This is a genomic window from Mesorhizobium sp. LHD-90 (assembly GCF_030929505.1).
Lineage (GTDB): Bacteria > Pseudomonadota > Alphaproteobacteria > Rhizobiales > Rhizobiaceae > Kumtagia.
Genome location: NZ_JAVFVV010000007.1, coordinates 40539 through 53081, shown reverse-complemented (window position 1 = coordinate 53081; position 12543 = coordinate 40539). Strand labels below are relative to the sequence as shown.

The following is a 12543-nucleotide window of genomic DNA, read 5'->3' as shown; positions in this document are numbered from 1 at the left end:
GAGGGGGCACATCATGACCAGCGAACTGCGTGTCGGTCGCGTCAAGGAAGTCACCAGCCTCGCCAACCCGCTGGTGAAGGATCTGAAGGCGCTGGCGCTGAAGAAATTCCGCGACCAGCACAACGCCTTCCTCGCCGAGGGGCTGAAACTCGTCATCGACGCACTCGACCTCGGCTGGCGGGTGAAGACGCTGGTCTTCGCCAAATCGTCGCTCGGCAATCCGGCGGTCGAGAAAGTTGCCGCCCGTGTCGTCGCCAAGGGCGGCGACGTGCTGGAAGTGTCGGATAAGATCATTTCCGCGATCACCCGCCGCGACAATCCGCAGACCGTCATCGGCGTGTTCGAGCAGCGGCTGACCAAACTTTCCGACGTCCGTCCCTCCGGCGGCGACGTCTGGGTGGCGCTCGACCGCGTGCGCGACCCCGGCAATCTCGGCACGGTGCTGCGCACCGCCGACGCTGTCGGCGCGAAGGGCGTCATCCTGGTCGGGGAGACCACCGACCCGTTCGCGCTGGAGACCGTGCGGGCGACGATGGGGTCGATCTTCGCGGTGCCGGTGGCGCGCGCCACGCCGGAGGCTTTTGCCGCCTGGCGCAAGGGATTTTCCGGCCTGCTGGTCGGCACCCACCTGAAAGGTGCGGTCGACTACCGTAGCGTCGACTATGCCGGAAAACCCGTCGTGCTGTTGATGGGCAACGAGCAGCAGGGCCTGCCCGACGCGCTGGCCGACGCCTGCGACCGGCTGGTGCGCATACCGCAGGCGGGCCGCGCCGACTCGCTCAATCTCGCGGTCGCCACCGGCGTCATGCTGTTCGAAATCCGCCGCGCGGCGCTGAAACTGGATTCCTGATGGGCCTTCGTTCCTGGACAATTTATGCCGCGCTGGCGGCCGCCGGCGTCGCGCTCGACCAGTGGATCAAATGGCTGGTGGAAACCCGCCTCACCATGCACGAGCCGGTCGAGTTGCTGCCTTTCCTGGCGCTCTACCGCACCTACAACACCGGCGTCGCCTTCTCGATGTTCTCCTGGGTGGGCGACAAGGGACTGATCGTCGTCTCGCTCGCCGTGATCGCCTTCGTGCTTTATCTCGCCGCGAAATCCGATCCACGCCAGATGCTGGCGAGGATCGGTTTTGCGCTGGTGATCAGCGGGGCGCTCGGCAACCTCATCGACCGCGCCATCTACGGGCATGTCATCGACTACATCCTTTTCCACACGCCGGTCTGGTCTTTCGCGGTGTTCAACCTCGCCGACGCCTTCATCACGGTAGGCGCGGCGGCCATCGTGCTGCAGGAATTTTTGGGCTGGCTAAACGCTCGAAAGACCGCGTCTTCGGACAATTGACTGGATCGCCGACGTCTACCATCGTCAGCATCTGTCAGGATTATTTTCTCAAGGCTTATCCCCCTCCCTCACGACGGAGCGATAATCCCCGTCGCCTGTGCTGGAAAGGAGGCGGCGGCGATGGAGAAAAGTGCGGCGATCGACAAGAACTGGGAGGCGCTGAAGCGCATCCTCGTGATGCTCGTGTCCATGGCCGGGTTTGCCGACGGTGGACCGACCCTGCCGCGCCAACTCCACCGCGCCATCTTGCGGCTGCTGCGTCCGGCCGAGTCCGCGGCGCGGCGTTTGATCGTCGCGGCGGCGCGGGGTCTCGTCGTGACCTTGCCGCCGTTTCGCCCGCGCAAACCGAAGCTCGAGATCCGGCGGGGACCTCGCGCCTTCATGCCGACAGGGCCGAAAAAACGTCCAGAACCCGCCCTGCGCACCATGAACCTGCCGCTGCTCGATCCGCTCAAGAATCCGTTCCGCGTCCACCGCCGCTATGTACCCGCGCACGCCCGGCCGCGCATCAGGTCGCTCTTTGACGACTCGCCATACCGTCCCCTGCCTGCTCCGCCTTCACCCGACGATCCGGTTAATGCATCGCGGCTAGCCCTGCGGCTGGAGGCGCTGGGCCGCGCGCTGGACGACCTGCCCGGACAGGCAAAACGTTTCGCCCGCTGGAAGGCGCGACGCGACGCGGCCGTCGCTCGGGAAAAGCAAGGTGGCGGCGCGGGCGCGCATGGCGGACAAGATCGCGGCGCGGTCCGGTTCCGGCGCATCTCGCCGCTGCGGCGCGGGCGTCCGCCCGGCGGGCGGCTGTCGCGCTACGATCCCACTGCTATTCATCCCCGCAACATCCGCGAGATCGACGAGATTCTGGCGCACGCCCATGCGCTGGCCGTGTACGCGCTGGAGCAGCCCGACACGTCCTGACGGGCCGCCTGAGACGCCACAAACCCGAGGATCTTCGGTCAACGCGGATTCTTTTCGCGGCGTGGCGGCGATAGGTGCTGTCAGCAGGTTGGCGGTTTCGGTCGGTTGAGCTAGTAGCAATCGCATCGACAGGGGCCGAAGGCGGAACGGTGACGCTCCGGACTGCAAATCCGGCGTAGCGGGTTCAATTCCCGCTCGGCCCTCCAATCGATTTCCTCCGCCCAAGCTGTCCGCAACTACCGTCATCCATCTGTTGGCGAAGCCGGCCAAACCCGATTAGGGTAGACTGCTATCGCGCGGCGGATCGGCCTCCGGCGAAGAGGAGAAAAGATGCCCGAAACCTTCAAAGCCATCCTCATCTCGCGCGGCGAGGACAAGAAGCAGTCGGTGGCGGTCACCGAGCTCACCGAGGCCGACCTCATGGACGGCGACGTCACCGTCGGCGTCGAGTGGACCACGGTGAACTACAAGGACGGGCTGGCGATCACCGGCAAGGCTCCGGTGGTGCGCCGCTTCCCGCTGGTTCCCGGCATCGATTTCGCCGGCACGGTGACCGCGTCCCGGCATCCGGACTGGAAGGAGGGCGACAAGGTCATCCTCAACGGCTGGGGCGTCGGCGAGACGCATTTCGGCGCCTATGCGGCAAAGGCGCGGGTCAAGGGCGACTGGCTGGTGCCGTTGCCCGAAGGCATGACCGGGCGCGAGGCGATGGCGGTCGGAACCGCCGGCTATACGGCGATGCTGTCGGTGATGGCGCTGGAGCGCCACGGCATATCGCCGGAGCGCGGCTCGGTCGTCGTCACCGGCGCGGCCGGCGGCGTCGGCTCGGTGGCGATCGCGCTGTTGTCGCGGCTGGGATACCACGTCATCGCATCGACCGGCCGCACTGCCGAAAGCGGCTATCTAACCGAACTCGGCGCAGCCGAGATCATCGACCGCGCCGAACTTTCCGGCCCGGCAAAGCCGCTCGCCAAGGAACGCTGGGCCGGCGGCGTCGACGCGGTCGGCAGCCACACGCTGGCCAACGTGCTGTCCATGACCTCCTATGGCGGCGCGGTCGCCGCCTGTGGACTGGCACAGGGCATGGACCTGCCCGCCAGCGTTGCGCCCTTCATCCTGCGCGGCGTGTCGCTGCTCGGCATCGATTCGGTGATGGCGCCGAAGGAACTCAGGCTCGAGGCCTGGCGGCGGATCGCCGACGAACTCGACCACCGCAAGCTTTCGACGCTGGCGACCCAGACCGGTTTCGACGGCATCATTGCGGCCGCCACCGATATCGTCGAGGGCAAGATCCGCGGCCGCGTCGTCGTCCAAATGTGAGAAACCGCAATACGTCTAAAATACGAACGAATAGCAGAAAGCTTCGGGAAGAAGGTCATGCCTACGCTCCAGGCATGACGGCGCCAGTACCTCACAACTCGATCGACCGGAAGGAAAAGGCCGCAGACGCTCCGCCGCCCGCGGCTTCTCCCGATCCCCTGGTCGAGTTGCTGCCGGCGCATCCCAAGGCGCTTGTCCGGCAGGTTGGCACCATCACTGCCCTGTTGCTGTTTGCCGGCGTCGCCAATATCTTTGGGGCGCCGCAGTTCGTTGGGCTTGGACTGCTGGCCGCGAGCCTGGTCGGCATCCTGATGTTGTGGCGCGGAATTCACCTGACGCGACGGCAAGCCTCGGCGGAAGCCGAGGCGCCGGCCGCGCGCGCCGAGGCGATAGCCGACCGCATGTGGGAGTTGCATGAGAGCGAGGAGCATTTCCTCGGCCTCATCGACGCGCTTGGCGACCTTGTCATCCATCGCGACCGGGACGGCCGGATCGTCTACGCCAACAAGGTGTTCGCCAACCTGGTCGGAAGGCCGCAGGAAGAGCTGGCCGGATTGAGGCTGGCCGATCTGGGCATAGAGGTAGGCGTGGTCCCCGACGCCGCCTTCGCCGACGGCGAATGCCTGAGCTCCACCGACGTGCCGATCCACACCGCCGCCGGTACGCGCTGGTTCTCCTGGATCGAGCTGTCGATGCGCCACCTTGCCAGCAAGAGCGTATCGCACCGCGCCATCGCCCGCGACATCACAGCGCGCAAGCGGGCCGAGACGGCGCTGATCGGCGCGCGCGAGCGAGCCGAATACGCCAGCGTCGCGAAATCGCGCTTCCTGGCCACCGTCAGCCACGAGATCCGCACGCCGATGAACGGCATCATGGGCATGGCCAAGCTGCTCGCCGACACCAGCCTGTCGGCCGAACAGAAGACCTATGTCAGCGCCGTCTCCACCTCGGCCAGCGCGCTGCTGGCGCTGATCGAGGACCTGCTCGACTTCTCCAAGATCGAGGCGGGGCGCTTCGTGCCTGAGCCGCAGCCGGTGTCGCCGCGCGAGATGGTGGAAAGCGTGGTCGAACTGCTCGCCTCCCGCGCCTACGGCAAGGACATCGGGCTCGCCTCCTTCGTGGCGCCAAACGTGCCGCACACCATCACCGCCGATCCCGGCCGCGTCCGCCAGGTGCTGCTCAACCTGATCGGCAACGCCATCAAGTTCACCGACGCCGGCGGCGTGCTGGTCAGCGTCGCGCTGAAGCCCGGCGACGTCGACTTCGTGCGTTTCGCCGTGGCCGACACCGGCCCCGGCCTGCGCAAGGAGGACATGGAGCGCATCTTCGAGGAATTCGAGCAGGCGGACGGGGGGCCGACGCGCACGCATGGCGGCGCCGGCCTCGGCCTCGCCATCTCGCGCCGCATCGTCGAGGCGCTTGGCGGCAGCATCGCGGCCACCAGCGACTACGGCCTTGGCTCGGAGTTCGCCTTCGAGATACCGGCCACCGAGGCGAGCGGATCGAACCTGACGCGCGGCGCGGTGCTGGAAGGCCACCGCTCGATCATCGTGTCGCACAACGAGGTCGAATGCGACGCCATCGCCCGCACCATCCGCGCCCATGGCGGCACGGTGGACGTCGCCTATTCGGCGGACCAGGCGGCCGAGCTGACCGGACCCTGCCACGCGCTGCTGATCGACGCGGCGCTGGAATCTCCCGACGGCAAGGTGCTGAAGCGGCTGAAGCAGTCGGGCTTCTCCGGTAGCCAGGCGATCACGCTGATCGCGCCGACCGACCGCGGCGCGCTCGGCGACTTCCGCGCCAGCGGCTATGTCACCTTCCTCGCGCGACCGGTACGCGGCGAGACGCTTCTGCGCGTGCTGCTATCGGGAGCCGCCAGCGCAGCAATCACCGCCGCGCCGGCGCCGCGCGCCTCCTCGCGCGGGCGCAGCGCAAGGGTCGCCGGCCTGTCGGTCCTGCTTGCCGAGGACAACGAGATCAACGCGCTTCTCGCCCGCACCACGCTGCAGAAGGCTGGCCACCGCGTCGAGGTGGTGAGCAACGGCCGCGCCGCCGTCGAAGCGGTGGTCGGCCCGCGCAAGGAGCGCCACGACGTGGTGCTGATGGATCTCCACATGCCGATGATGGACGGGCTGGAGGCGATCGCACTGATCCGCCGGCACGAGGAGGAGAACAACCTGCCGCCGGTGCCGATCATGGTCCTGTCGGCCGACAGCCAGGAGAAGACGCGTCATGAGGTGCTGGCGCACGGCGCCAGCGGCTTCGTCACCAAGCCGCTCGACCCTGACGCGCTGGTGCACGCGGTGGAAGAACGCGGCGCCTGAAGCGGGCCGGGTTCACGGCATTGTGGACGCCGCACGCGCCGGCAACGGCTTGAGCGAGACAGGCCGTCGCGTTAAGTTCATACGACTGTTGCACACTATGCCTATCCCCTCGCCATGCCCGGCTGCTCGAAGGAGAATCACCCGTGCAAACAGCGATCCCAACGGCCGATGTCGCGATCGAGGCGAAGGTCGGCCTGATCCCCGGCGCCGAATCCGCTCTCGGCATTTCCGACCGGACCTTGGGGCGCATCGGCGCGCTCGAGGCGCGGCTGGCGCGCAACGAAGCGGAAATCGCCGCCGCTCAGGAAGTCCGATACCGGGTCTTCTATGAAGAGCTCGGCGCCAGGTCGAACCGGCTCGAGGCGCTGGACCGCCGCGACGCCGACCGGTTCGACGCGGTCTGCGACCACATTCTCGTCTTCGACCACGCGCTGCCCGGTCCCGAACACAAGCGCATCGTCGGCACCTACCGCCTGCTCAAGGAGGAGGGCGCCGCGCTGGCCGGCGGCTTCTATTCGCAGGACGAGTTCGACCTCGGCTCGCTGATCCGCCGCCATCCGGACAAACACTTCCTGGAACTCGGCCGCTCCTGCGTGCTGCCGCAATATCGCTCGAAGCGCACCATCGAGGCGCTTTGGCAAGGCATCTGGGCCTATGTGCTGCATCACGACATCGACGTGATGGCGGGCTGCGCCTCCTTCCACGGCACGGTTCCGGCCGCGCATGCCGAGGCGCTTTCCTTCCTCGCGCATCATTGCAGGACCGAACCCGATTACGACGTGCGCGCGCTGCCGAACCGCCATTGCCTCATGGACATGATGCCGTGCGAGGCGATCAACGCCAAATCGGCTTTCCTGCGCATGCCGCCACTGATCAAGGGTTATCTTCGCCTCGGCGCGCGCATCGGCGAGGGCTGCGTCATCGACCACGATTTCGAGACGGTCGACGTGTTCATCGTCTTGCGCGTCAAGGAGATCAAGCAGCGCTACATCAGCTATTATTCCGGAGATGCCGGCCGTATCGTCGCCTGACAATTTCGATCCGCTCGCGCCCGCCTTCGCGCGGCTGCGGGCGGCGGCGCTTTTGCTGCCGGGCGTGACCGAGAGCACCTCTTACGGCACACCCTCCCTGAAGCTGGGCAAAAAGTCGCTCTGCCGAGTCAAGGACGCGGCCACCGTCGTCATCATGTGTCCTCTGGAGGAGAAGGCGACGCTGATGGAGGCGGCGCCGGACATCTATTTCGAGACCGACCACTACAAGGGCTGGCCGGCCATCCTGGTGCGCATCGACGCCATATCGGATCGCGAACTCCTCCATCGGCTGGAATGCGCCATGCGCTTTCAGGCGCCGGCGAAACGAGCGGCGCGGCGCGCCAGTTGAAGCCGGCGCCGCGGATCGGCAGCCGCGCTCAGGGGATATCTTCCGGCCGGCGGCCCGGCTTGCTCCTGTAGGGTTCCAACGTCCAGCCGAACCAGAGCGCGCCGCCCCGCACGACGAGCGCAATGACAAAGGCGATCAGCGCCGAGACGCCGGGAGCCGCCAGCAGCCAATCCGCCGCCACATAGGCGGCGGCCCCCGCGCCGGCCGCGCTGATGTAGATTTCCGGTCTCAGCAGCACCGACGGCTCCTGCGAGACGATGTCGCGCAAAATGCCGCCGAAGGTCGCCGTCAGCATGCCGGTGATGATGGCGACGACCGGCGAGCCGGTGATCGCCAGTCCCTTGGCCGCGCCCATCGCCGCAAAGGCGGCGAGCCCCACGGCATCGAGCCACAGCAGCCATTTCCAGCGCGAGGCGACAAGATGCGAGGTGAAGAACACGAAGGTCGCCACCGCCGTGCAGATCAGTACATAGACCGTGTTGCCGATCCAGAAGACCGGGATATTGAGGATGACGTCGCGCAGCGTTCCGCCGCCGATGCCGGTGACCGCGGCGAGGAAGATGAAACCGACGATGTCGAGTTGTTTGCGCGAGGCGGCGAGCGCGCCCGTCGCCGCGAACACCGCGACGCCGGCATAATCCAGAAGCAGCAGCGGATTCATGAGGTGTCCGCGTTGGGGAGCTTGGCAGTAGGGCAGTAGGGCAGTAGGGCAGTAGGGCAGTAGGGCAGTAGGGCAGTAAAAAAGGAAGCGCGACTACGCACGGGCAGTCAAGTGGCTGCAAAGGCTTCGTCTTCTTCGCGGGCGTTGGAGCAGATGCCTGTGAGCGGATAGCCCTACTGCCTACTGCCTACTGCCTACTGCCTACTGCCTACTGCCTACTGCCCTACCCTCAGGCATCCTTCTCCGCCTGCTCGTTCACCGGTCCCGGCTCCGGCGCGCTGTCGTTCGCCGGCTGGTGTTTGGGGCCGCCCTTGGAGACGCCGACCATCGCCGGCCGCAGCACGCGTTCGCCGATCGAATAACCGGGCTGCACGACCTGCACCACCGTGTTGGCGGGCACATCCGGATTCGGCACCTCGAACATCGCCTGGTGGAAATGCGGATCGAACTTTTCGCCGGCCGGATCGAGTTTTTTCACGCCGTGCCGTTCCAGCGTCGACAGCATGGAGCGCTCGGTCATCTCGACGCCTTCGACCAGCGCCGCCAGTCCGGCCTCGACCTTCGTGCCCGCGTCGGCGGGAACCGCCTCGAGCGCGCGGCGCAAATTGTCGGAGACCGACAGCATGTCGCGTGCAAAGTTCGCCACTGCATAGGTGCGCGCATCCTGGATCTCGCGCGCCGTGCGGCGGCGCAGATTCTCCATCTCGGCCGCCGCGCGCAGCGCCCGGTCCTTCAGTTCCTCATTCTCCTTGAGGAGTTTCACCAGCGCCTCATAGTCGCCGCCCTGGCCGGCGGCAGCCTGGTCGGCCTCGCCGCTCGCCACATTCTCTTCAGGCACGCGTTCGTCTTTCGCCTGGTCGCTCATCGCCATGTCCCGTGTCTTCAAAATCTTCGGAGGTCGCGCCGGATATCGATGCTACGGCCTCAAAAATCAAGGGCCATGACCGAAACGCCTGTCGTGGGGCGGCAATGCGGCCGATACTTTTCGGACCCGAACGCCCGTCGATGCCATTCGTTCGAATTTTACTTAACCTTTACCATACAACCGGACGTGGTCCGATCTGCAGGAACCATTCGCACGGCGTGGGGTTTTTTTTACCGAACAACAGGTAAAGGGATATGACCGACGACGAACACCACAAGCCCGCCAAGCAAGACTCCGAGTTCCGTCGGCAGATGCGGAGCGGCCAGATGGCGAGGTTCGTCGACGCCTTGCCGCTCTATTCGGTCCAGCATGAGATTCCGGATCGGTTTGCTAGACTGTTGCGGCAACTGGACAGCCTGACCGATGACGACCGGCCGGAACCCGGCAGGGCGTATAGACGGCGACATTGACGTCCGCGCCAGCCGGCTCGCGACCGCTGCCTTGACGGTCGATGTTCCGCCTACCGGGACCGGCGCCAGGAGTAACCCGCACCCTTGGCTGGGGCGGCGGCCGGTTTGGCGGCAGGCTGGTAGTAGAGACCAAGACCACCGACACGGCCTTCTTCCAGCCTGCGGATCAGCACCGGGTTGACGATCTCGAATTCGTCGAAGCCGAGCCGCAGCATATGCGGCAACTGGTCGACCAGGACCTGCCCGGTCGCGCGTACGGCGCGATCGAAGCGATAGCGGCTGCGCAGCAGTTCCGCCTTTGAGAAGCTGCGCCCGTCGTTGAAGGCCGGGAAAGAGAGCGCCACCAGCGACAGGTCTTCCAACAGATCGGCTATCTTCTCGACCGGATCGGCCGGCATCAGCAGCACGCCGAGCCTTTCCCTTGCCGACTTGCGCACCACCGGATCGAGATCGAGAAAAACCCGCAGCGGCAGGATGAAGCGGCCGTTGCCGGCCAGCGCCTCGGCGCTTTCAGCGTGCTGCCACTCGTCCTCGCGGAACCCTTCCGGCGTCCACAGCCGCGGCGTCGGCGGCGCAACGGTTTCATTCTTCACTTCTGTCATGAGGGCGAGCATATGGCCTATTCTCGGCTTGGTTTCCAGTGTTTCCGGGACGTTCCCCGCGCCGGAAGGAAATACCCCCTCACTCGCCCTCCGCTTCGCTCGGGCGACCTCCCCCCGTTGGGGAGAGGAGGTCGTCGGCGTCGCCGCTTCATCCTCAATGAGTGCGCGGCGGCGTTGCAAGTCTCCTCTCCCCAACGGGGAGAGGTCGCCCAAGCGAAGCGGAGGGCGGGTGAGGGGGAACGGCGGTCAATATCTCAATGTGCCGCGCCGGTCAGCGCCTCGCCAAGCCCCTGCAGATGGATGCCGCATTCGGTCTTGGCCTGGCCGGCCCAGCGGCCGCTGCGCGCATCCTCGCCCGGCTTCACAGCCTGCGTGCAGGGGAAGCAGCCGATGGAGAGATAGCCGTAGGCGACAAGCGGGTTTTCCCGCAGCGAATGCGCGCGCATGTAGTCGGCGAGGTCGCTCGTGCCCCATTTCGCCAGCGGGTTGATGCGGACGCGCGGGCCGACCGCCTCGAACACCGGCAGCGCCGCGCGGGTCGCCGCCTGGAAGCGCTTGCGGCCGGTGAACCAGGCGCGGAACGGCGCGACGCCGCGCGCCATCGGCTCGACCTTGCGGATCTCGCAGCAGCCGTCGGTGTCGGACTGGTGCAGCTTTCCCGCGGGATCGAGCCGGTCGAGCGCGGCCTGGTCGGGCGTGACGATGCGGATGTCGGTCAGGCCGAGATCGGCGGCCAGCGCATCGCGATAGTCGAGCGTCTCGCCGAAATGTTTTCCGGTGTCGAGGAAGACAACGGGCAGCGACGCATCGACCTCGGCGATCATGTGCAGCAGCACGGCGGAATCGGCGCCGAAGGAGGAAACGGCAGCAATCGCGCCGGGAAAGCCGTCGCGCGCCGACCAGGCGATGATCTCCTGCGGCGACAGCCCGCCGAAGCGGGCGTCCAGATCGGCTGCCTCGGCTGCCGCGATCTCTTCGTCAGGCTGCCTTGGCTTCGCCGCCATAAAGCGCCTCCTTGAACGGAGCCGGGCCGAGACGCCGGTAAGCAGCGAGGAAATTCTCCGACTTGTCCAGCCGTTGGGCGAGATAGGTCTCGACCACGGTCTCGATGGCATCGGTGATCTCGTCCGGGCCGAAACCGCGGCCGATGATTTCGCCGACCGAGGTGTGCTCATCGGCCGAGCCGCCCAGCGTCACCTGATAGAGTTCCGCGCCCTTCTTCTCGACGCCCAGAATGCCGATATGGCCGACATGGTGATGGCCGCAGGCATTGATGCAGCCGGAGATCTTCAGCTTGAGCTCGCCGATGTCGCGCTGCCGCGTCAGGTCGGCGAAGCGCGTCGAAATGTCCTGCGCCACGGAGATGGAGCGGGCGTTGGCCAGCGCGCAATAGTCGAGGCCGGGGCAGGCGATGATGTCGGTGATCAGGCCGGAGTTCGGCGTCGCCAGCTCGATCTCGACCAGCGCATCATAGACCGCCTTCAAATCGGCGCGCGCCACATGCGGCAGGATCAGGTTCTGCTCGTGGCTGACGCGGATTTCGCCGAAGGCGTATTGGTCGGCGATGTCGGCGACGGCCTCCATCTGGCTGTCGCTGGCGTCGCCGGGCGCCTCGCCGATGCCCTTCAGCGAGATGGTGACGGCGGCATAGTCCGGGTGGCGATGGGTGATGACGTTCTGGTCGACCCAGTCGGCGAAACTTTTCGAATCGAGCCTGGCGAGCTTCACTGCCTGGTCGCCCTCCGGCCGGGCCGTCAGTTCCGGCGGCGCGAAATAGGCGTTGATGGCCTGGATATCGGCTTCCGGCAGCGTCAGCTCATTGTCCTTCAGCGCCTCCCATTCGGCCTCGACCTGGCGGGCGAATTCCTCCGTGCCGGTCTCGTGCACCAGGATTTTTATGCGCGCCTTGTACTTGTTGTCGCGCCGCCCGTAGAGGTTGTAGACGCGCAGGATCGCCGTCGCATAGGAGAGCAGGTGCTTTTCGGGAAGGAAATCCCGGATCTTCTTGGCGATCATCGGCGTGCGGCCCTGGCCGCCGCCGACATAGACGGCAAAACCCAGCTCGCCTTCGGCGTTCTTCTTAAGGTGCAGGCCGATGTCGTGCGTCTGGATGGCGGCGCGGTCGCGCTCGGCGCCGGTCACCGCGATCTTGAACTTTCTGGGCAGAAACGAAAACTCCGGATGCACCGACGACCACTGCCGAAGGATCTCGGCATAGGGCCGCGGATCGGCGACCTCGTCGGCGGCGGCACCGGCGAAATGGTCGGCGGTGACGTTGCGGATGCAGTTGCCCGATGTCTGGATGGCATGCATCTCGACCGATGCAAGGTCCGCCAGGATCGCCGGGATGTCTGACAGTGCCGGCCAGTTGAACTGGATGTTCTGGCGCGTGGTGAAGTGGCCGTAGCCCTTGTCGTATTTGCGCGCGATATGGGCCAGCATGCGCAACTGGCCGGTGTTCAGCGTGCCATAAGGAATGGCGATACGCAGCATGTAGGCATGAAGCTGCAGATAGACGCCGTTCATCAGCCTGAGCGGCCGGAACTGGTCCTCCGTTATCTCGCCGGCCAACCGCCTGTCCACCTGGTCGGTGAACTCGGCGACGCGGGCGTTGACGAAATCGGTGTCGAACTCATCGTAGCGGTACATGGTCTTGGCT

13 protein-coding genes and 1 tRNA gene are annotated in these 12543 nt (G+C 66.1%); 9 read left to right on the top strand and 5 right to left on the bottom strand.

Annotation, left to right across the window (positions count from 1 at the left end; genetic code table 11):
- Positions 1 to 13: 13 nt before the first annotated feature.
- From RB623_RS11415 to RB623_RS11380, 8 genes are all read left to right on the top strand, one after another.
- A complete protein-coding gene (locus RB623_RS11415; RefSeq protein WP_308056933.1) occupies positions 14 to 850 on the top strand; it encodes an RNA methyltransferase in 837 nt (278 codons plus the stop codon).
- Positions 850 to 1344 carry a signal peptidase II gene (gene lspA, locus RB623_RS11410; RefSeq protein ID WP_308056932.1) on the top strand — a complete coding sequence of 165 codons (495 nt, stop codon included), beginning with the start codon at positions 850 to 852 and terminating at the stop codon, positions 1342 to 1344. The genes RB623_RS11415 and lspA overlap by 1 nt, the downstream gene beginning before the upstream one ends.
- Positions 1345 to 1464: 120 nt before the next feature.
- The gene (locus RB623_RS11405) at positions 1465 to 2259 is read left to right on the top strand and encodes a hypothetical protein (RefSeq protein ID WP_308056931.1); all 795 of its coding nucleotides are present in this window, start codon (positions 1465 to 1467) and stop codon (positions 2257 to 2259) included.
- Between the two features lie 132 nt (positions 2260 to 2391).
- Positions 2392 to 2465: transfer RNA gene (locus RB623_RS11400), tRNA-Cys, on the top strand.
- Positions 2466 to 2589: 124 nt separating this feature from the next.
- Positions 2590 to 3579, top strand: a complete 990-nt coding sequence (locus RB623_RS11395; protein WP_308056929.1) for an MDR family oxidoreductase — start codon at positions 2590 to 2592, stop codon at positions 3577 to 3579.
- 74 nt (positions 3580 to 3653) lie between these two features.
- A complete protein-coding gene (locus RB623_RS11390; protein WP_308056928.1) occupies positions 3654 to 5906 on the top strand; it encodes a response regulator in 2253 nt (750 codons plus the stop codon).
- Between the two features lie 194 nt (positions 5907 to 6100).
- Entirely contained in the window at positions 6101 to 6937 is an 837-nt protein-coding gene (locus RB623_RS11385) for a GNAT family N-acetyltransferase (protein WP_308057155.1), read from the top strand.
- Positions 6915 to 7286 carry an MmcQ/YjbR family DNA-binding protein gene (locus RB623_RS11380; RefSeq protein ID WP_308056927.1) on the top strand — a complete coding sequence of 124 codons (372 nt, stop codon included), beginning with the start codon at positions 6915 to 6917 and terminating at the stop codon, positions 7284 to 7286. Before RB623_RS11385 ends, RB623_RS11380 begins: the two co-directional genes overlap by 23 nt.
- A 28-nt stretch (positions 7287 to 7314) precedes the next feature.
- Here the strand turns inward: RB623_RS11380 and RB623_RS11375 are convergent, their stop codons facing one another.
- Together RB623_RS11375 and grpE are read right to left on the bottom strand one after the other, a co-directional pair.
- Entirely contained in the window at positions 7315 to 7947 is a 633-nt protein-coding gene (locus RB623_RS11375; protein WP_308056926.1) for a trimeric intracellular cation channel family protein, read from the bottom strand.
- A gap of 229 nt (positions 7948 to 8176) precedes the next feature.
- Positions 8177 to 8812: a nucleotide exchange factor GrpE gene (gene grpE, locus RB623_RS11370; protein ID WP_308056925.1), complete on the bottom strand. Its 636-nt coding sequence runs from the start codon at positions 8810 to 8812 to the stop codon at positions 8177 to 8179.
- Between the two features lie 254 nt (positions 8813 to 9066).
- On the opposite strand from grpE, the gene RB623_RS11365 reads away from it, so the two are divergent.
- Positions 9067 to 9282 (top strand): hypothetical protein, encoded by a 216-nt coding sequence (locus RB623_RS11365; RefSeq protein ID WP_308056924.1) that lies wholly within the window; start codon positions 9067 to 9069, stop codon positions 9280 to 9282.
- A 50-nt stretch (positions 9283 to 9332) separates the two neighbouring features.
- On the opposite strand, the gene RB623_RS11360 is transcribed toward RB623_RS11365, so the two are convergent.
- The 3 genes from RB623_RS11360 to RB623_RS11350 form a co-directional block, all read right to left on the bottom strand.
- Positions 9333 to 9896, bottom strand: coding sequence for a DUF934 domain-containing protein (locus RB623_RS11360; protein WP_308056923.1), 564 nt, complete (start codon positions 9894 to 9896; stop codon positions 9333 to 9335).
- A gap of 242 nt (positions 9897 to 10138) precedes the next feature.
- A complete protein-coding gene (locus tag RB623_RS11355; RefSeq protein WP_308056922.1) occupies positions 10139 to 10888 on the bottom strand; it encodes a phosphoadenylyl-sulfate reductase in 750 nt (249 codons plus the stop codon).
- On the bottom strand, positions 10863 to 12533 hold the full coding sequence (locus tag RB623_RS11350) for a nitrite/sulfite reductase (RefSeq protein ID WP_308056921.1): 1671 nt from the start codon (positions 12531 to 12533) through the stop codon (positions 10863 to 10865). Before RB623_RS11350 ends, RB623_RS11355 begins: the two co-directional genes overlap by 26 nt.
- Positions 12534 to 12543 lie beyond the last annotated feature (10 nt).